This window comes from Bradyrhizobium sp. 33ap4, assembly GCF_032654765.1.
Lineage (GTDB): Bacteria > Pseudomonadota > Alphaproteobacteria > Rhizobiales > Xanthobacteraceae > Bradyrhizobium > Bradyrhizobium australafricanum.
Window position 1 is genome coordinate 57072 of sequence record NZ_JAUMTJ010000049.1, and the last position, 17883, is coordinate 74954.

Consider the following 17883-nt stretch of genomic DNA (forward strand, 5'->3'; position numbering starts at 1 on the left):
GGCTCACCTCTCCACGCGATATAGCGAGCCAAGGCTGTTCCGGCAACCGAACCGGCTACCCGATGTGCGGACTATGGGCTGTCGTGCCCCTCGATGATGATGAGGTCGGCGATCGAATGCGGCTGCCGCACCTTGATGTTGGCTTGGTATTCCGGCGATTGGTAGCAAGCGAGCGCGGTCGCGTAATCGGGGAATTCGATCACGACGTTGCGGGAGCGGCTCTGGCCCTCCACGCCGGTGAACTTGCCACCGCGAACGATGAACTTGCCGCCGAATTTCTGGAAGATGGCAGGGTTGGCCGCCATGTAGGGCTTGTAGCCTTCCTCATTGTGAACGTCGACGCGTCCAATCCAGTATCCCTTCGCCATCTCTGTTCTCCCTCTTGTTGTTCAGGCGAGCGCCTGGGCGATTTCGGCGTGAATGGCTTCGGCTGATGCCTTCGGGTCGGCGGCTTCCATCACCGGACGCCCGACCACGAGATAGTCGGCGCCGGCGGCAATGGCGCGAGCCGGCGTCATGATGCGCTTCTGGTCGCCGATCGCCGAGCCTGCGGGGCGGATGCCCGGGGTCACCAGGTTCATCTGGTCGCCGACGATCTTGCGCAAGGCGGCGGCCTCCTCGGGCGAGCTGACGAGGCCGTCAACGCCAAGCGCCTGCGCCTGTTTGGCGCGCGCTTCGACGAGATCGGAGACGTTGAGGCGATAGCCCGCCGCATGCAGATCGGTGTCGTCGTAGGAGGTCAGCACCGTCACCGCGAGGATCTTCAGGCCGGAGCCGGCGCGTGCCTCGACCGCCGCCTTCATGGTCTGCGGGTAGGCATGCACGGTGAGGAAGGTCGCGCCAAGCCCGGCGACGCTTTCGACCCCGCGCGCGACGGTGTTGCCGATGTCGTGCAGCTTCAGATCGAGGAAGACCTTCTTGCCGCTGCCTGCAAGCTGCTTCGCCAGGATGAGGCCGCCGGCATAACCGAGCTGATAGCCGATCTTGTAGAAGGTGACGGCATCGCCGAGCCGGTCGATCATCGCCTCGGCGCTGGCGACGGACGGCAGATCGAGCGCCACGATCAACCGGTCTCTTGGAGCGATCCTGGCTGGCTGCATGTCACCTCACATCATGCGTTGGGATTGGTCGATCAGCTGCCGCACCAGCGCCTGCATCGCGTCGATGTCGGCTTGGTGCTTCAGATGATCCATATCGTCATAGGCCTGCTCGGCGAATGACAGCGCGAGCTGGTTCGGGATCACGGTGGCGCGGCACGCCGACAGGATCAGGCGCAGCGCCGCGAGCGCGCGGGTGCCGCCGAGCCGGTTGCCGGATGCGGCTGAGATCGCGAACGCGCGGCCGTGGAACACCTGACCTCGCACCTCATGCGGATCCTGCACGCGGCTCACCCAGTCGATCGTGTTCTTCACCAGCGCCGGCACCGAGGAATTGTATTCCGGCGTCACGATCAGCACGCCATGATGGGCGCCGATCATCCGTTTCAGATTCACGGCATGCTGCGGCACGCCGGATTTCGCCTGCAGGTCGCCATCATAGATCGGCAGCGGAAAATCGCCGAGCGAGATGCGGGTGACGTCGGCGCCGGATTGCGCCAGTTCGTGCGCCAGCACGGCAGCCAGCTTCGCATTGAGCGAGCCTGACCGAAGCGATCCGGGGATCACGAGGATTTTCAGCGCGGACATTTTGAAATCGCAGGTAAGGCGCTCGCCCGGCGCGACGGCGCCGGGTGGTCAGCCCTTGCGATACACCCAGACCCGCGCGGGCGGAAGGTTCATCCAGATCCGCTCGGAGGCCTCTGTGGACACGCCCGGCAGCGACTTCGGAATCGGAGGCACCACCGAATAGGTGAACTGGATGAACGGCGCGCCGGGTGCGAGCGCCAGGAAAGCGTCACGGACCAGCCTCAGGCGGGTCAACATCGGCTTGGTGACCAGCGGCAGGCCGGAGACCACGGCCGAGGCGGGAGATTTCATGACATCCCACAGCGTGTCGCGGAGCCTGTAGGCGTCGCCCTGGACCACCTTGGCCTGCGGATAACGTTCGCGCAGCAACGCGCAGAAACCGGGATTGTATTCGACCAGGACGAGACGCTTCTGGTCGACGCCGTGCTCGATCAGCGCGTTGGTGATCGCCCCGGTGCCGGGTCCAAGTTCGACGACCGGCCCCTCGGCGTCGCGATCGACATATTGCGCCATGGTGCGGGCGAGCAGCCGTCCGGACGGCATCACCGCGCCCATATGCAGCGGCTTCTCCATCCATGAACGGAGAAATCGAACCTCGTCGTCGAGACGGAGGGGCTTCTTCGACGCACGCACGGACGATTGCAAAGGCATGTCGCTACCAGGCGGGGACCGCACAATCGAGCGGTTGTCAGAAAACAGTCACAAAGACGTATAGATCGAAGTCGTTACGGTCAAGCATAACGACTGCGGCTAGACGGAGCGATTGCCAAAGAAGTCCTTGACCTTAGAGAAGAAACCCGCTGCCTCCGGCTGGGTTGCGCCGGACGACAGCATTTCGAACTCCATCAGCAGTTCCTGCTGCTTCTTGGTCAGATTCTGCGGAGTTTCGACCACGACCTGGACATACATGTCGCCGGTCTGGCGCGAACGGAGCACCGGCATACCCTTTGATGCAATGCGGAATCGCCGGCTGGACTGGGTGCCGGCCGGCACCTTCACCTTGGTCTTGCCCTTGTCGATGGTCGGCACCTCGAATTCGCCGCCGAGCACTGCGGTCACCATCGAGATCGGCACACGGCAGTGCAGGTCGGCGCCGTCGCGCTGGAAGAACTGGTGCGTGGTCAGCGACAGGAAGATGTAGAGGTCGCCGGGCGGTCCGCCGCGGACACCGGCCTCGCCTTCACCGGCGAGACGAATGCGGGTGCCGTCCTCGACGCCCGGGGGAATGTTGACCGACAGCGTGCGCTCGCGCGTCACCCGGCCGGAACCGGCGCAGGAGGTGCAGGCATCCTCGATCATCTGGCCGCGGCCCTGACAGCCGGGACAGGTCCGCTCCAGCGTGAAGAAGCCCTGGGCCTGCCGGATACGGCCGGCGCCGCCGCAATGCGAGCAGGTCTTCGGCTTGGTGCCGGCCTTGGCACCGGTGCCCGAGCAGGATTCGCAGGTGACCGAGACCGGGATCTCGATCTGCGCGGTCTTGCCCTGGAAGGCCTCCTCGAGCGTGATCTCCATGTTGTAGCGCAGGTCGGCGCCGCGCTCGCGGCCGCCGCCGCGGCGCTGCCCGGCCATGCCGAACAGGTCTTCGAAAATGTCGGAGAAGGATGAGGCGAAGCCGGCGCCGAAGCCGGGGCCGCCACCGCCCATGCCCTGCTCGAAAGCGGCATGGCCGAAGCGGTCATAGGCGGCGCGCTTGTCGCCGTCCTTCAGCACCTCATAGGCTTCGTTGATTTCCTTGAATCGGACTTCGCTGGTGGCGTCGCCCGGATTCTTGTCCGGATGCCATTTCATCGCGAGCTTGCGGAAAGCCGATTTGAGCTTGGTCTCGTCCGCGTTCCGCTCAACCTCGAGGGTCTCGTAATAGCAGCGCTTGGTGGACATCCTTCAATTCCGTCCGAAGTTCATCGCGATCGCCAAAGATTGCGCCGACGATTGCGTCAAGGATTGCGCCTGTCTGGAAGATGCAGCGATCGCCTTAAAGAAAAATGACCCCCACTCCTCTGAGACGCGGCGCGTGCTCATTGGTGTGAGGGTCATGATCGCAAATCCGCTTAAGCAGACTTCTTGCTGTTCTTGTCGTCGTCGACCTCGGTGAACTCCGCGTCGACAACGTCATCCTTAGCAGCGTCCTTGGCCGCATCGGCCTCGGCCTGCTGCTTGTACATGGCCTCGCCGAGCTTCATCGAAGCCTGCGCCAGCGTGTTGGTCTTGGCCTTGATCGCCTCGGCGTCGTCGCCCTTCAGCGCTTCCTTGAGGTCGCTGACGGCGTCTTCGATCGCGCGGCGCTCGGTGTCGGCGATCTTCGAACCGTGTTCGGCCAGAGCCTTCTCGGTCGAGTGAACCAGCCCGTCGGCATGGTTCTTGGCGTCGACAGCCTCGCGGCGCTTCTTGTCCTCGGCCGCGTTGACCTCGGCGTCCTTGACCATCTTGTCGATGTCGGCTTCGGACAGACCGCCGGATGCCTGGATCCGGATCTGCTGTTCCTTGCCGGTCGCCTTGTCCTTGGCCGAGACGTTGACGATACCGTTGGCGTCGATGTCGAAGGTCACCTCGATCTGCGGCATGCCGCGCGGAGCCGGCGGAATACCCATCAGGTCGAACTGGCCGAGCATCTTGTTGTCGGCCGCCATTTCACGCTCGCCCTGGAAGACCCGGATGGTGACAGCGCCCTGATTGTCTTCGGCGGTCGAGAACACCTGGCTCTTCTTGGTCGGGATCGTGGTGTTGCGGTCGATGATGCGGGTGAACACACCGCCCAGCGTCTCGATGCCCAGCGACAGCGGGGTCACGTCGAGCAGCAGCACGTCCTTGACATCGCCCTGCAGCACGCCGGCCTGGATCGCAGCGCCGATCGCGACGACCTCGTCGGGATTGACGCCCTTATGCGGCTCCTTGCCGAAGAACTGCTTCACGACTTCCTGGATCTTCGGCATGCGGGTCATGCCGCCGACCAGCACCACTTCGCCGATCTCGCCGGCGGTCAGGCCGGCATCCTTCAGCGCCTTGCGGCACGGCTCGATGGTCTTCTCGACGAGATCGGCCACCAGCGCCTCGAACTTGGCGCGGGTCAGCTTCATCGTCAGATGCTTCGGACCGGTCTGGTCAGCCGTGATGAACGGCAGGTTGATTTCGGTCTGCGTGGTCGACGACAGCTCGATCTTGGCCTTCTCCGCAGCCTCCTTCAGGCGCTGCAGGGCAAGCTTGTCGTTGCGCAGGTTGATGCCCTGCTCCTTCTGGAATTCGTCGGCGAGATAGCCGACCAGGCGCATGTCGAAATCTTCACCGCCGAGGAAGGTGTCGCCGTTGGTCGACTTCACCTCGAACACGCCGTCGCCGATCTCGAGGATCGAGACGTCGAAGGTGCCGCCGCCGAGGTCGTACACGGCGATCGTGCCGGACTTCGACTTGTCGAGACCGTAGGCGAGCGCGGCAGCCGTCGGCTCGTTGATGATGCGCAGCACTTCGAGGCCGGCGATCTTGCCGGCGTCCTTGGTGGCCTGACGCTGCGCGTCGTTGAAATAGGCGGGAACCGTGATGACGGCCTGCTCGACCTTCTGGCCGAGATGCGCCTCAGCGGTCTCCTTCATCTTCTGCAGAATGAAGGCCGAGACCTGCGAGGGCGAATAGGTCTTGCCATCGGCTTCGACCCAGGCGTCGCCGTTCGATGCCTTGACGATCTTGTAGGGAACGAGCTTCTTGTCCTTCTCGACCATCGGGTCGTCATAGCGGCGGCCAATGAGGCGCTTCACCGCAAAGAACGTACGCTCGGGATTGGTCACCGCCTGGCGCTTCGCCGGCTGGCCGACGAGGCGCTCGCCATCGTCAGTGAAAGCAACGATCGACGGCGTCGTTCGCATGCCCTCGGCATTCTCGATCACCTTGGCGTTCTTGCCATCCATTACGGCGACGCACGAATTCGTGGTGCCGAGGTCGATCCCAATGACCTTACCCATGGTTTTGATATCCTCTTTGCTACGGCAGGTTGGTTGGGCCCTGACGGCGCTCCGTACCGAACCCCCAGACGTTCACATACTCGCGATATTGCGACGGTGAGCCTGATATAGGAGAGAGGGTCCTGCCCGCAAGGACTGGACGCAACGTTGAGGCCTGAAAAGACTGACGTTTGAAAGATTGTGTCAGCCCGGCCGCAGCGCCGGTTCAAGCCCGATCCAAGTTAACAAATCGGCAATGATGCGGCACGCCGTCGACCGCGAACATCCGCCACGCGACGTCCGCGCTGTTGAGTGAACACTCACAAACGTCGTATGCGGAAGCGGGCGCAGGCCGAGGGCGCGCTGTTTGGCCGCTGGTGGCCGATCGTCGGAAACGTCGGGAAACTGGAAAGTGCCAGCCAATGGGCACGAAAAGCCCCTGGAATCGGGCCTGCAGGCCCGGAGTGCGGCTTTGGCGGCCTGTTACAGGGTCATCAAAACCGCTAAAAGCGGTCCGACTGAAAGAGGCCATCCAGCCCTGCACCGGCCCCGTTGCGCGGCCACCAAGCAAAACCGGTAGATTCCCCATGACGCCTTTTCGACTTCTCGTTGCGGTTGCCTTGCTGCTTGCTGCCACCTGTCGTGGCTTTGCCGCCGACGTGGTGTTTCCGCCGGGCGCGCATGTCGGGATGAAGCCGCTGGTGGGCCTCAACCGCGCCAAGTCGTTCATCGGCTTCGAGACCGAGGACCAGGGCGTGAAGGTCTTGATCGCCGATCTGCCCGCGGACGCCTACAACGAGGTCGTGAGCGCCTTCAAGGCCAACCCGGCTGGTAGCGGAAACATCAAGCCGGAGAGCCTCGAGACGCCGGCGGGCCTCGCCTATTACACCGTGGAGAGCGCGCGTGACGGCACCACCAATGTGCGGCGCTATTCCATGATCCTGCCGGGACCGACCTTCTCCGGCTATGTCGCGGTGCAGGTGCCGGAGAACGCGAGCAAGATCTACACCGACGACGCCGTGCGGCAGATGTTCGCCACCGCCCAGATCCGCAACGAGGTGCCGGTCGACGAGCAGCTAAGCATGATGCCGTTCAAGGTCACCGAGCTGAGCAGCTTCAAGAATGTCCGCATGCTGGCGCCGGGCGCGGCGCTGCTGATGGCCGACGGCGACGACAAGGGCCTTGAGACCAAGCCCTTTATGCTGCTTGGCATCATCGGCTCGGCCCCGGCCACACCGGATGATCGCGGCCGCTTCGCCCAGCAGATCGCCACCACGATCCCCGGCGTGCGCGACGGGCGGATCACCATGTCCGAACCGATCCGGATCGACGGCCAGCCCGGCTTCGAGACGCGCATCGACGCCGTCAGCGGCAAGGACAATACCCCGGTGACCATCGTGCAGTGGCTGCGATTCGGCGCGCAGACATCGATGCGTATCATCGGCAGCTCCCCGCGCACCGATTGGGAGAAGGCCTTCCCGCGCTTCCGCGCGGTGCGCGACGGCATCCAGCCGCGCGGCTGATCAGCCGCTCGCAGCTCCAGTCGGAAAAATCCCACTTTCGTCGTTCGCCGAACGGAACTAGCCTCCTCGTGCAATTATCAAAGCGAGGAGGGGCTCGATGCCGGATCGACGACAGGTTGTTGCAGGCCTCGGTACGCTGGCGCTTGCCGCGCTGGTTCCAAAACATCTCTGGGCGGCTGCGATCAAGCCCGACGACGGCTCCGCGCTGCTCGTGATCGACGTCCAGAACTGCTTCCTGCCTGGCGGCAGCCTCGCGGTGAAGGACGGCGAGCAGGTGGTGCCGGTGATCAACCGGATCGCCAAGAGCTTTGCCAATGTGGTGATGACGCAGGACTGGCACACGCCCGGACACATCTCCTTTGCCTCGACCCATTCCGGCAAGAAGCCGTTCGAGACCGTCGACCTTGCCTATGGCAAGCAGGTGCTGTGGCCCGACCACTGCGTGCAGGGCACCGACGGCGCATCGCTGTCGAAGGAACTCGCGATCCCGCAGGCCGAGCTGATCATCCGCAAGGGTTTTCACAAGGACGTCGACAGCTACTCCGCCTTCACCGAGGCCGACGGCAAGACCACCACCGGGCTCGCCGCCTATCTCAAGGCGCGCAACGTCGAGCGGGTTTTCGTGGCCGGGCTCGCCACCGATTTCTGCGTGGCATGGACCGCGCTCGATGCGCGCAAGGCCGGCTTCGAGACCTATGTGGTGGAAGATGCCTGCCGCGGCATCGACACCCAGGGATCGCTCGCCAAGGCCTGGGACGACCTGGCCAAGGCCGGCGTCAAGCGCATCCAGTCCTCGGATATCGCGTAAGACGCAGCCTCGCGAGATTCGCATGGCCGAGCCTGCGTCACCTCATGCATTCGATCTCGCGCAGCGCCTGCCGTCGCCGCGCATGGCTGGCCTGATCGTCCGGATCACCGGTTATCGCGAGACCGCAACGGGCCGGTTCGCGCAGCGGCAGACCGCGCCGCTGATCGTCCCGCTGATCATCAGTTTCGGCTCGCCGTTCCTGATCGCGCTGTCGCGCGAGCCCGGTGCGGCCGATCGTCAGCTCAGCTTCGCCGCCGGCCTGCATGCCGGGCCTGTCTACATCGAGTCCGACGGGCGCGCCGCCTGCGTGCAGGTCGATTTCACCCCGCTCGGCGCCTACGGCTTCTTCGGCGGCGCCGTGACCGACCTGGTCGGGCGCATGGTCGATATCGACGATGTGCTCGGCCATGATGGCCGTCGTCTGCGCGAACAGCTCGGCGCCGTGACCTGCTGGCAGCGCCGCTTCGACCTGATCGAGGCGTTCGTGCTGCGCCGCGCCGGCCACATGCCGTCTCCCGAAATCGCGTTCGCCTATCGAAAACTGGCGCGTTCGGCCGGCGCTATCAGCATCACGGCATTGGCCGACGAGATCGGCTGGAGCCGCAAGCATCTGGCTGGCCGGTTTCGGTCCGAACTCGGCCTCGCCCCCAAATCGCTGGCGCGCATGATGCGGTTTCACCGGGCGAGCCGGCTGGCGCAAAGCGGCGCAGCGCTTGGCTGGGCGGGGATCGCGGCGGAAAGCGGCTATGCCGACCAGGCCCATCTCGCCCGCGAGTTCGTCGAATTCGCAGGCGAACCGCCAACCGCCTGGGCGCGCCGCCGGGCGCTGACCGACCGCCGGCTGGTTCACGCCGGCGATGGGCTGGCGGACTGGTAACAAACCTTCAAGCCAACGCCGCGTTGCCCCGTGCAGGATGGCGCCGTCAGCCAAGGAGGTGAGCGACCATGACGCACGACATCGAACCGCCCCGCATCTACCCAACCCTGCGCTGCAAGGATGCCGAGGCGATGACCAATTGGCTCACGACGGTGCTTGGGTTCACCGAACACGTCGTCTACCGCGATGGCGGCGTGATCCATCACGCCGAGCTCGCCTATGGTTCCTCGATGCTGATGCTGGGCCAGAGCCGCGACGACGCATATGGCAGGCTGGTCGGCGACCTCGACAACCGCCGCACCGACTCGATCTATATCGCCGTCGACGATCCCGACGCGCTGCACGCGAAGGTCAAGGCTGCCGGAGCGAAGATCGAGATGGAACCGCGAAACACGGATTATGGCAGCCGCGACTTCGCCTGCCGCGATCCGGAAGGAAATCTCTGGAGCTTCGGCACCTATTGGCCGAAGGCACACGAGAAGCCGCGACTGTGAGCCCGCGCAATCCGCGAGCTCACAGACGGGTGTCCGGGATCGGACGGATCAGGCGGTGATGTCAGCGGTCGGGGCGGCCTTGGCGCCGCCCTTGGAGACGCCGACCAGCGCCGGACGCAGGATGCGCTCGCCGATCATGTAACCGGCCTGCACGACCTGCACCACGGTGCCCGACGGCACCGACGGATCGGGCACCTCGAACATCGCCTGCTGGAAGTTCGGATCGAACTTCTCGCCGATCGGGTCGAACTTCTTGACGCCGTTCTTCTCCAGCGCGTTGAGCAGCGAACGTTCGGTCAGCTCGACGCCTTCGATCAGCGCCTTCAGGCCGGGATCGGCGGCTTCCTTGGTCTCGGCCGGCACCGCATCGAGCGCGCGCTGCAGGTTGTCGGCGATATCGAGCACGTCGCGGGCAAAGCCGGTGATGCCGTAGGTCTTGGCGTCGGCGACCTCGCGGCGGGTGCGCTGGCGGAGATTCTCCATCTCGGCCAGGGTGCGCAGCGTCCGGTCGCGCGCCTCGGCGAGTTCCTTGGTCAGCGCCTCCGCCGATCCGGCTTCGGGCTCGTCAGGCATGATGTAGGGCTTCGAGACCACGGGCTCACCCGTCGGCGCCGAATTCTCGGTGTTGTCATTGGCCCGGTTCGGATCGGTCATGGCTTGCCTTCTCGAAAACTCGCGTCGGTTCAAATCTTGGGGATTGCTTGCCGGGATATCGTGCTTTGGGCGGCGAAAATCAAGCGCAACATACCGGTCTCGGGAACTGGGATCTCCGGCTTGGGTGAAGAAAACCCGTCAAATGAAAGCGAAATCGCCCCCCGGTCAGCCGCCCAGCATCTTGCTGACGATGCGCGCGGCATAATCGACGGTCGGGATCACCCGCGCATAGTTCAGCCGCGTCGGTCCGATCACGCCGAGGACGCCCACGATCCGCCCCTGGGCGTCGCCGTAGGGCGCGATGATGGTCGAGGAACCCGACAGCGAGAACAGCTTGTTCTCCGAGCCGATGAAGATCCGCACGCCCTCGCCGCGTTCGGCGCGGCCGAGCAGATCGATCACCCCGCGCTTGGTTTCGAGATCGTCGAACAGCGACTTGATGCGCTCGAGATCGTCGAGCGCGTGCAGGTCCTCGAGCAGATTGGCGTGACCGCGCACGATCAGCTGGCGGTCCTCATTCTCGCCGCCGGACCAACTCGCGATGCCCGCCGCGACCACCTTTTGCGTGAGCTGATCGAGCTCGGCGCGATTTTGCGTCAGTGCCGTCTCGAGCTCGAGCCGCGCTTCGGCCAGCGTCCGGCCGCGGATCCGCGCATTGAGGAAATTGGTCGCCTCGGTCAGGGCTGAGGATGGAACACCCGGCGGCAGTGCCAGCACGCGGTTTTCGACCTGGCCGTCTTCGCCGACCAACACGACCAGCGCCTTTTCCGGCTCCAGCCGGACGAACTCGATGTGCTTCAGCCGCGCATTCGACTTTTGCGTCAGCACCACCGCCGCGGCGCGGGTCAGCCCCGACAACCGCGTCAAGGCTTCGCCAAGCGCGGCCTCGACGGATTGCGCGCGGCCGACGGCCGCAAGCTGGGTCTGGATCGACTGACGCTCGGCCTCGGTGAGGTCGCCGACCTGCATCAGCGCATCGACGAAGAAGCGCAGCCCGAGTTCGGTCGGCAAGCGGCCGGCGGAGGTGTGCGGCGCATAGATCAGGCCGAGCTGCTCGAGATCCGACATCACGTTGCGGACCGAGGCCGGCGACAGCGGTAATGCGATCAGGCGCGAAATGTTGCGCGAACCGACCGGCTCGCCGGTTGCGAGATAGCTTTCGACGATTTGACGAAAAATATCGCGCGAACGCTCGTTGAGCTGGGCGAGCCCGGCATGCGGCGCGATCAGGCCAATCGGATCGTGGTGAGTCACACTCCAGTCCCTCACAATTACTGCATAATTTGTCGATCCGGGAGGCCGATGACAAGCATGCATTCGGCCCCGTCGTACCGGACCCTACCGGGGCCGAAAACCCTCGCCAAAACCCTTGCCGCTGCCCCTTCCCGCTCCTACAAGCACCGCCAGCCAATTTTCTCGGATTTCTGGAGGATTTCATGCGGCCAAGCCGCCGTGCACCCGATGAACTGCGTCCCGTGTCGCTGGAACGCGGCGTCGTCAAATATGCCGAGGGTTCCTGCATGGTGAAGTTCGGCGACACCCATGTGCTGGTGACCGCCACGCTGGAAGAGCGGCTGCCGCCGTGGCTGAAGGGCCAGGGCCGCGGCTGGGTCACCGCCGAATACGGCATGCTGCCGCGTGCTACCCTGGAACGCACCCGCCGCGAGGCCTCGGCCGGCAAGCAGGGCGGCCGGACGGTCGAGATCCAGCGGCTGATCGGCCGCTCGCTGCGCGCGGCCGTCGACCTCGAGGCGCTCGGCGAGCGCCAGATCACGGTCGATTGCGACGTCATCCAGGCCGACGGCGGCACCCGCACCGCCTCGATCACCGGTGCCTGGGTGGCGCTGGCCGACTGCATCAACTGGATGAAGACCCGCAACATGCTGAAGACCAATGTGTTGCGCGACAATGTGGCGGCGATCTCGTGCGGCATCTACCAGGGCACGCCGGTGCTCGATCTCGACTATGCCGAGGATTCCGAAGCCGACACCGACGCCAATTTCGTCATGACCGGCGACGGCCGGATCATCGAGGTGCAGGGCACCGCCGAGAAGACGCCGTTCTCGGAAGGTGAATTCCTGGCGCTGATGGCGCTGGCGCGCAAAGGTGTCGCGCGTCTGGTCGACTTGCAAAAGATCGCGGTGGCGTAGTCAGATTGGTCATGCACCGCCGAATCACCGGAAGGCTCGTCATCGCCACCCATAATCCCGGCAAGCTTGCCGAGATGCGGGAACTGCTGGCGCCGCACGGCGTCGAGGTGGTGTCGGCCGGCGAGCTCGACCTCGCCGAGCCCGAGGAGACCGGCGACAATTTTCGCGCCAACGCGGCGATCAAGGCGATCGCGGCAGCGAAGGCGACCGGACTGCCCGCCTTCGCCGACGATTCCGGCCTCGTGGTCGACGCGCTCGACGGCGCGCCCGGGATCTACTCGGCGCGCTGGGCCGGCGAGGGCAAGGACTTCATGGCGGCGATGACGCGGATCGAGCGGCTGCTGCAGGAACGCGGCGCCACCGCACCGGACCGGCGCAAGGCGCACTTCGTGTCGGCGTTGTGCGTGGCCTGGCCCGACGATCATCTCGAGCAGGTCGAGGCCCGCGTCGATGGAACCCTCGTCTGGCCGCCGCGTGGCACCGCCGGCTTTGGCTACGATCCGGCCTTCCTGCCCGACGGCTACACGCGGACCTTCGGCGAGATGACCAGCATCGAGAAGCACGGCCTGCCGCCGCTCGGGCTCGGCCTGTCGCATCGCGCCCGCGCCTTCGTGAAGCTCGCGGAGATCTGCCTTGAGCCACGCTGACCGAGAAGCCTTCGGCGTCTACGTGCACTGGCCGTTCTGCCTGTCGAAATGCCCGTATTGTGATTTCAACAGCCATGTGCGGCATGCGCCGGTCGACGAGGAGCGTTTCGTGCGCGCGTTCGCCCGCGAGATCGAGACGACGGCCGCGCGCGTGCCGGGGCGGCAGGTGTCCTCGATCTTCCTCGGCGGCGGCACGCCGTCGTTGATGCAGCCGAAGACCGTCGGTGCCGTGCTCGATGCGATCGGCAAGCACTGGACGGTGGCGCGCGATGTCGAGGTCACGCTCGAGGCCAATCCGACCAGCGTCGAGGCGACGCGCTTTCGCGGCTATCGCGCAGCCGGCGTCAATCGCGTCTCGCTCGGCGTGCAGGCGCTCGATGACGTCTCGCTGAAGGCGCTTGGCCGCCTGCACACCGCGCGCGAGGCGCTCGACGCGGTCGCGATCGCGCGCTCTGCGTTCGACCGTTACTCGTTCGATCTGATCTATGCCCGCCCCGACCAGACGCCGCGGATGTGGGCCGATGAACTGAAGCAGGCGATCTCGGAAGCGGCCGAGCATCTGTCGCTCTACCAGCTCACGATCGAGGAAGGCACGCCGTTCTTCGGGCTGCATGCCGCCGGCAAATTGCAGACGCCGGACGAAGCGACCGCGCGCGCGCTCTACGACGTGACGCAGGAGGTCTGCGCCCGCGAGGGATTGCCGGCCTATGAGATCTCCAATCACGCCCGCGCCGGCGCGGAGTGCAAGCACAACCTCGTCTACTGGCGCGGTGAGGAATATGCCGGCATCGGCCCCGGCGCACATGGCCGGCTCGACATCGATGGCGTCAGGCACGCGACCGCAACCGAGCGGCGCCCCGAGGCGTGGCTGTTGAACGTCGAGGAGCGCGGTCACGGCGTCGTCAGCGATGACAGCCTCAACAGCGAAGAACGCGCCGACGAGTTTCTGCTGATGGGGCTGCGGCTCGCCGAGGGCATCGATCCCAAGCGCTATGCGAAGCTCTCCGGCCGCCAGCTCGACCCGCACCGGATCGCGATGCTGCGCGAGGAAGGCGCGATCGCCGTCGACGCCGACGGACGACTGCGGGTGACGACGTCGGGATTCCCGGTGCTCGACGCGGTCGTTGCGGATCTCGCCGCCTAGAACCTATCCCGTTCCGATTGAATCGGAACGAGGCTCTAGATTCTTGTTTTGACGCGTTTTCTTCACGCGAACCGGTATCCACTTCGCTCGAAACCGCTCTAGGTGCATGCTGCCAAATATCGAAAACAACCCCATGCAAAGGAGCTGGCGGGTGCCGGCGCTCGACAAGGCAGCTTGACCGCCCGACGAAAATCAAGCGCCAAAGCTCTTCGGCGAGCCTGCCACCGGCGTGCTGCCGCCTGAGGCCACCTTCATGACCGCAAGGCCACGCTCATTGGTGCCGTCGGAGCGGAAGCGGAACAGACCGTCGATACCGGCAAAGCCGGACGGATTGGTCAATGTCTCCGGCGCAAAGCGCTGCGCCCCTTGCGTGCGCGCGAGCGCCGCCATCAGCGCCACGGCATCATAGGCAAGCGTCGCGGTGCGCACGGGCTCGCCGCCATATTTGCCGCGGTAGCGCCCGGCGAAGCTGCGGAAGCCGGACGGATCGGGCGCGGCGTAGAGGCCACCCTGCAAGACGGGGCTCGCGAACACCCGCGGATTGTCCCACAGCCCGGTGCCGAGCAGCTGGATGTTGCGCAGATTGGCGCCGGCTGCGGTCAAGGCATCGGCGGTCGCGACCACCGAATCACCATCGTCGGCGATCAGCAGCGCATCGGCCTGGCCGAGCGCCTGCGCCACGGTTCGCGCCGGCGTCGCGCGATCGGCGCCATATTTCTCGAATGCGACGACGCGGCCGTTCTTGCGGCCGACCGCCTGCTTGAACGCGGCCTCGACCACGTTGCCATAGGCGTTGTCCGGCACCATCGCGGCGAACGAGCGCTTTCCGATCCCCGCCGAGTAGTCGACGATGCGGTTGATGTCGGACTCCGGCAGGAAGCTCAGCAGATAGACGCCGCGCCCGGCCACGCTCGAATCGGTGGAGAACGCGATCACCGAGGTTCCGCGCGGCCGCGTCAGTTGCGCGACGGCCGGCACCGAGCCTGCGAACAGCGGTCCCAGGATGATCTCGGCGCCTTCGGACAGTGCCTGCTGGGCACCCTGCGATGCGCCCTGCGGGCTGCCGCCATCGTCCTTGATCAGGAGCTGGATGTTCGGGTTCTGAAATTCCGCCAGTGCCATTTCGGCCGCGTTCCGCATCGACTGGGCGGCAAGCCCGGCATTGCCGGAAGCCGACAGCGGCAGGATCAGCCCGATCTTGACCTGCCCGGTGCCGACCGCCTGCGGCTGCTGCTGCGGGCCGGCAGGACCGCCTTCCTGGTTGCCGCCGAACGGGCTGGAAAACTGGCTCAGGCTTTGCTGCACGCCGGAACAGGCCGTCAGCAGCGGCGCGCCCACGATGAGGCCGAGCGCGGTCCGCCGGGTGGTGCCCGACGGCGGGGACTTGCGGTGATGCGGGCCTTCCATCGTCTCTCTTCTCTTGGCCGACCGTGATCAGCCAGGACTCCATCCAGCTCTGATGAGGCGGGTGGATTCAGGCATATTCTCGGCGAATAGTTAACTAAAACAAAAGGATTATGGCCCCGCGGCGCCCTTGCCGCGGCCTCCATTCCCCCGTCAGCCAGCGTTCCGTCACCGCCGTTTGCGGATGTGGCGCAAGCGCCGCCATCCCTCTAGAGCTTATCCCGTTCCGATTGAATCGGAACGGGGCTCTAGATTCTCGGTTTGACGCGTTTTCTTCACGCGAACCGGTACCCACTTCGCTCGAAAACGCTCTAGATTGGCATTATGCGCGCAAAAGCCAGTTCCCTCCACAGTTCGGATGCCACGACAGGCGCTGCGGCCAGAACATTTTCGATCGGCGGCCAGCAATTGGCCGCGCCAAGGGCAGCACCCGGGCTCCATCTGGTCGCGACCCCGATCGGAAATCTCGCCGACATCACCCTGCGCGCGCTGGAAACGCTGGCCGGTGTCGACGTCATCGCCTGCGAGGACACGAGGATTACCCGGCGGCTGACCGAGCGTTATGCGATCGCCGCGGAGCTTGCGCTCTACCACGAGCACAACGCGGCCCAGGCCCGTCCAAAAATCCTGGAGCGGCTGGCGCAGGGCGCCGCGATCGCGCTGGTTTCCGACGCCGGCACGCCACTGATCTCCGATCCCGGCTTCAAGCTGGTGCGCGACGTCTGCGCCGCCGGGCATGCCGTCATCGCGGTGCCGGGGCCATCATCGGTGCTGACGGCGCTGTCGGTCGCGGCATTGCCGACCGACCGGTTTTTCTTCGAGGGATTTTTGCCCGCCAAGGAGCACGCGCGCCGCGCCCGGCTCAACGAGCTGGCGAGGGTCGATTCGACGCTCGTGATGTTCGAATCGGGCAATCGCGTACAGGACACGCTGCGCGATCTCGCCACGATCATGGCCGGCCGCGATGCCGCGATCTGCCGCGAGCTGACCAAGCTGCACGAGGAGATCACGCGCGCGCCGGTCGCCGCGCTGGCGGCAGGCGCGGACGCGCTGGAAACACGCGGCGAGTTCGTGCTGGTCATCGGACCGCCGGCCGATGATGCCGGGGTGATGGACCAGGATACGCTCGACGGTCTGCTGCGGGCGCAACTCGGCCGCGGCAGCGTCAAGGATGCGGTCACCCATGCGGTCGAACTGTCGGGCCGGCCGCGCCGCGAGGTCTATGCCCGTGCCCTCGAGCTTGCGAAGACCATCGGGGACGGCAATGGCGAAGACTGACAGCGCCTCGCCCGAGCGCGTCGCGGCGTTCCGAACCGGCATCTCGGCGGAGAGCCGCGCCGCAGCGCTTCTGATCGCCAAGGGCTATCGCATCCTGGCACGACGCTTCCGCACCCCCTTTGGCGAGATCGACCTGGTGGTGCGCCGGCGCAATCTGCTGGCCTTCGTCGAGGTCAAGGCCCGGGCCAGCCTCGACGACGCCGCCTATGCGGTGACGCCGCGCCAGCAGCTGCGCATCATCAATGCCGCCCAGGCCTGGCTGATGGCGCATCCCGAACATGCCGAATTCGAGCTCAGATTCGACGCCGTGCTGATTGCGCCGAAGAGCCTGCCGCGCCATTTGTTAGCGGCATTCGACGCCAGCCCTAATTAACCTCAAGACCTCGCGGGACACGCTTATGAAATTGAAGATCGCCGTCCAGATGGATCCCATCGCGCGCATCAATATCCGCGGCGATTCGACCTTTGCGCTGCTGCTCGAGGCGCAAAAACGCGGCCACGGCATTTCCTACTACACGCCCGACAAGCTGTCGCTGCGCTGCGAGGAGCTGGTGGCGCCGGTGCAGCCTCTCACCGTGCGCGACGAGGTCGGCAATCATTTCACGCTGGGCGAGCCGAAGCGCGAAGCGCTCAACGGCTTCGACGTCGTGCTGCTGCGGCAGGATCCGCCGTTCGACCTCGCCTACATCACCTCGACCCACTTCCTCGAGCGCATCCATCCGAAGACGCTGGTCGTCAACGACCCGGCCAGCGTGCGCAACGCGCCGGAAAAGCTGTTCGTGATGAACTTCCCGAAGCTGATGCCGCCGACCCTGATCTCGCGCGATCTCGACGAGATCAACGCATTCCGCGACCAGCATGGCGCCGTCGTCATGAAGCCGCTGCACGGCCATGGCGGCGCCGCCGTCTTCCGCGTGATGCCGCAGGACATGAACTTCGGCTCGCTGTTCGACATGTTCTCGGTCACGTTCAAGGAGCCCTGGGTGATCCAGCGCTTCCTCCCCGAGGTGAAGCATGGTGACAAGCGCATCATCCTGGTCGACGGCGAGTTCGCCGGCGCCGTCAACCGCGTGCCGGCGGCGGACGATCTGCGCTCCAACATGGTCCGTGGCGGCGCAGCCGCGGCGACCGAACTCTCCGATCGCGAGCGCGAAATCTGCGCCACGCTCGGACCTGCGCTGCGCCAACGCGGCCTGCTGTTCGTCGGCATCGACGTGAAGTCGGATCGTAGCCATGTCGTTCTGTGAGCCAAGGAGTTGAGTGTTATAGTTGTCTTCCTAAGAACGCTTG

General features: G+C 65.3%; 18 protein-coding genes and 1 pseudogene. 10 read left to right on the forward strand and 9 right to left on the reverse strand.

Annotated features, from left to right (window positions below):
- Nucleotides 1–71: 71 nt before the first annotated feature.
- The 6 genes from Q2M23_RS31195 to dnaK all read right to left on the reverse strand — a co-directional run bounded on the left by Q2M23_RS31195 (nt 72) and on the right by dnaK (nt 5635).
- Nucleotides 72–368: a DUF1330 domain-containing protein gene (locus tag Q2M23_RS31195; protein WP_057020363.1), complete on the reverse strand. Its 297-nt coding sequence runs from the start codon at nt 366–368 to the stop codon at nt 72–74.
- A gap of 21 nt (nt 369–389) precedes the next feature.
- On the reverse strand, nt 390–1100 hold the full coding sequence (gene pyrF / locus Q2M23_RS31200; RefSeq protein WP_316398094.1) for an orotidine-5'-phosphate decarboxylase: 711 nt from the start codon (nt 1098–1100) through the stop codon (nt 390–392).
- Nucleotides 1101–1106: 6 nt separating this feature from the next.
- Nucleotides 1107–1685 (reverse strand): NADPH-dependent FMN reductase, encoded by a 579-nt coding sequence (locus tag Q2M23_RS31205; protein WP_076833724.1) that lies wholly within the window; start codon nt 1683–1685, stop codon nt 1107–1109.
- A gap of 48 nt (nt 1686–1733) precedes the next feature.
- The gene (locus Q2M23_RS31210; RefSeq protein ID WP_057020360.1) at nt 1734–2336 is read right to left on the reverse strand and encodes a class I SAM-dependent methyltransferase; all 603 of its coding nucleotides are present in this window, start codon (nt 2334–2336) and stop codon (nt 1734–1736) included.
- A gap of 99 nt (nt 2337–2435) precedes the next feature.
- The gene (gene dnaJ, locus Q2M23_RS31215) at nt 2436–3563 is read right to left on the reverse strand and encodes a molecular chaperone DnaJ (protein WP_316398095.1); all 1128 of its coding nucleotides are present in this window, start codon (nt 3561–3563) and stop codon (nt 2436–2438) included.
- 170 nt (nt 3564–3733) lie between these two features.
- Nucleotides 3734–5635 (reverse strand): molecular chaperone DnaK, encoded by a 1902-nt coding sequence (gene dnaK, locus Q2M23_RS31220; RefSeq protein WP_026192053.1) that lies wholly within the window; start codon nt 5633–5635, stop codon nt 3734–3736.
- Nucleotides 5636–6201: 566 nt separating this feature from the next.
- On the opposite strand from dnaK, the gene Q2M23_RS31225 reads away from it, so the two are divergent.
- The 4 genes from Q2M23_RS31225 (at nt 6202) to Q2M23_RS31240 (ending at nt 9316) form a co-directional block, all read left to right on the forward strand.
- Nucleotides 6202–7137, forward strand: a complete 936-nt coding sequence (locus Q2M23_RS31225; protein WP_057020358.1) for a hypothetical protein — start codon at nt 6202–6204, stop codon at nt 7135–7137.
- 97 nt (nt 7138–7234) lie between these two features.
- Entirely contained in the window at nt 7235–7945 is a 711-nt protein-coding gene (gene pncA, locus Q2M23_RS31230; RefSeq protein WP_316398096.1) for a bifunctional nicotinamidase/pyrazinamidase, read from the forward strand.
- 22 nt (nt 7946–7967) lie between these two features.
- Nucleotides 7968–8822: a helix-turn-helix domain-containing protein gene (locus Q2M23_RS31235; protein WP_316398097.1), complete on the forward strand. Its 855-nt coding sequence runs from the start codon at nt 7968–7970 to the stop codon at nt 8820–8822.
- Between the two features lie 68 nt (nt 8823–8890).
- Nucleotides 8891–9316 (forward strand): VOC family protein, encoded by a 426-nt coding sequence (locus Q2M23_RS31240; RefSeq protein WP_316398098.1) that lies wholly within the window; start codon nt 8891–8893, stop codon nt 9314–9316.
- Between the two features lie 48 nt (nt 9317–9364).
- Here Q2M23_RS31240 and grpE read toward each other — a convergent pair whose 3' ends face one another.
- Together grpE and hrcA are read right to left on the reverse strand one after the other, a co-directional pair.
- On the reverse strand, nt 9365–9970 hold the full coding sequence (grpE, locus tag Q2M23_RS31245; RefSeq protein ID WP_028341763.1) for a nucleotide exchange factor GrpE: 606 nt from the start codon (nt 9968–9970) through the stop codon (nt 9365–9367).
- A 165-nt stretch (nt 9971–10135) separates the two neighbouring features.
- Nucleotides 10136–11224, reverse strand: coding sequence for a heat-inducible transcriptional repressor HrcA (hrcA, locus tag Q2M23_RS31250; RefSeq protein ID WP_016841498.1), 1089 nt, complete (start codon nt 11222–11224; stop codon nt 10136–10138).
- Between the two features lie 182 nt (nt 11225–11406).
- On the opposite strand from hrcA, the gene rph reads away from it, so the two are divergent.
- Genes rph through hemW form a run of 3 tightly spaced genes read left to right on the forward strand, consistent with a single transcriptional unit; the run spans nt 11407 to nt 13911 of the window.
- A complete protein-coding gene (gene rph / locus Q2M23_RS31255; protein WP_016841497.1) occupies nt 11407–12120 on the forward strand; it encodes a ribonuclease PH in 714 nt (237 codons plus the stop codon).
- Nucleotides 12121–12131: 11 nt separating this feature from the next.
- Nucleotides 12132–12767, forward strand: coding sequence for an RdgB/HAM1 family non-canonical purine NTP pyrophosphatase (rdgB, locus tag Q2M23_RS31260; RefSeq protein ID WP_057020354.1), 636 nt, complete (start codon nt 12132–12134; stop codon nt 12765–12767).
- Nucleotides 12754–13911, forward strand: a complete 1158-nt coding sequence (gene hemW / locus Q2M23_RS31265) for a radical SAM family heme chaperone HemW (RefSeq protein ID WP_253588381.1) — start codon at nt 12754–12756, stop codon at nt 13909–13911. Before rdgB ends, hemW begins: the two co-directional genes overlap by 14 nt.
- Nucleotides 13912–14103: 192 nt before the next feature.
- Here hemW and Q2M23_RS31270 read toward each other — a convergent pair whose 3' ends face one another.
- Nucleotides 14104–15318: a penicillin-binding protein activator gene (locus Q2M23_RS31270; protein WP_057020352.1), complete on the reverse strand. Its 1215-nt coding sequence runs from the start codon at nt 15316–15318 to the stop codon at nt 14104–14106.
- Nucleotides 15319–15639: 321 nt separating this feature from the next.
- Between Q2M23_RS31270 and rsmI the strand changes: the two genes are divergently transcribed.
- The 3 genes and pseudogenes from rsmI to gshB all read left to right on the forward strand — a co-directional run.
- The gene (gene rsmI / locus Q2M23_RS31275; RefSeq protein ID WP_316398099.1) at nt 15640–16593 is read left to right on the forward strand and encodes a 16S rRNA (cytidine(1402)-2'-O)-methyltransferase; all 954 of its coding nucleotides are present in this window, start codon (nt 15640–15642) and stop codon (nt 16591–16593) included.
- Nucleotides 16580–16966: a YraN family protein gene (locus tag Q2M23_RS31280; RefSeq protein ID WP_076833711.1), complete on the forward strand. Its 387-nt coding sequence runs from the start codon at nt 16580–16582 to the stop codon at nt 16964–16966. Before rsmI ends, Q2M23_RS31280 begins: the two co-directional genes overlap by 14 nt.
- 25 nt (nt 16967–16991) lie before the next feature.
- A pseudogene (gshB, locus tag Q2M23_RS31285) lies at nt 16992–17822 on the forward strand (glutathione synthase); the annotation flags it as partial.
- Nucleotides 17823–17883 lie beyond the last annotated feature (61 nt).

What these genes read in the sequence shown, in the direction of transcription:
- Q2M23_RS31195 (WP_057020363.1), bottom strand. Translation starts at nt 368, where the DNA reads ATGGCGAAGGGATACTGGATTGGACGCGTCGACGTTCACAATGAGGAA.
- pyrF (WP_316398094.1), bottom strand. Translation starts at nt 1,100, where the DNA reads ATGCAGCCAGCCAGGATCGCTCCAAGAGACCGGTTGATCGTGGCGCTC.
- Q2M23_RS31205 (WP_076833724.1), bottom strand. Translation starts at nt 1,685, where the DNA reads ATGTCCGCGCTGAAAATCCTCGTGATCCCCGGATCGCTTCGGTCAGGC.
- Q2M23_RS31210 (WP_057020360.1), bottom strand. Translation starts at nt 2,336, where the DNA reads ATGCCTTTGCAATCGTCCGTGCGTGCGTCGAAGAAGCCCCTCCGTCTC.
- dnaJ (WP_316398095.1), bottom strand. Translation starts at nt 3,563, where the DNA reads ATGTCCACCAAGCGCTGCTATTACGAGACCCTCGAGGTTGAGCGGAAC.
- dnaK (WP_026192053.1), bottom strand. Translation starts at nt 5,635, where the DNA reads ATGGGTAAGGTCATTGGGATCGACCTCGGCACCACGAATTCGTGCGTC.
- Q2M23_RS31225 (WP_057020358.1), top strand. Translation starts at nt 6,202, where the DNA reads ATGACGCCTTTTCGACTTCTCGTTGCGGTTGCCTTGCTGCTTGCTGCC.
- pncA (WP_316398096.1), top strand. Translation starts at nt 7,235, where the DNA reads ATGCCGGATCGACGACAGGTTGTTGCAGGCCTCGGTACGCTGGCGCTT.
- Q2M23_RS31235 (WP_316398097.1), top strand. Translation starts at nt 7,968, where the DNA reads ATGGCCGAGCCTGCGTCACCTCATGCATTCGATCTCGCGCAGCGCCTG.
- Q2M23_RS31240 (WP_316398098.1), top strand. Translation starts at nt 8,891, where the DNA reads ATGACGCACGACATCGAACCGCCCCGCATCTACCCAACCCTGCGCTGC.
- grpE (WP_028341763.1), bottom strand. Translation starts at nt 9,970, where the DNA reads ATGACCGATCCGAACCGGGCCAATGACAACACCGAGAATTCGGCGCCG.
- rph (WP_016841497.1), top strand. Translation starts at nt 11,407, where the DNA reads ATGCGGCCAAGCCGCCGTGCACCCGATGAACTGCGTCCCGTGTCGCTG.
- rdgB (WP_057020354.1), top strand. Translation starts at nt 12,132, where the DNA reads ATGCACCGCCGAATCACCGGAAGGCTCGTCATCGCCACCCATAATCCC.
- Q2M23_RS31270 (WP_057020352.1), bottom strand. Translation starts at nt 15,318, where the DNA reads ATGGAAGGCCCGCATCACCGCAAGTCCCCGCCGTCGGGCACCACCCGG.
- rsmI (WP_316398099.1), top strand. Translation starts at nt 15,640, where the DNA reads ATGCGCGCAAAAGCCAGTTCCCTCCACAGTTCGGATGCCACGACAGGC.
- Q2M23_RS31280 (WP_076833711.1), top strand. Translation starts at nt 16,580, where the DNA reads ATGGCGAAGACTGACAGCGCCTCGCCCGAGCGCGTCGCGGCGTTCCGA.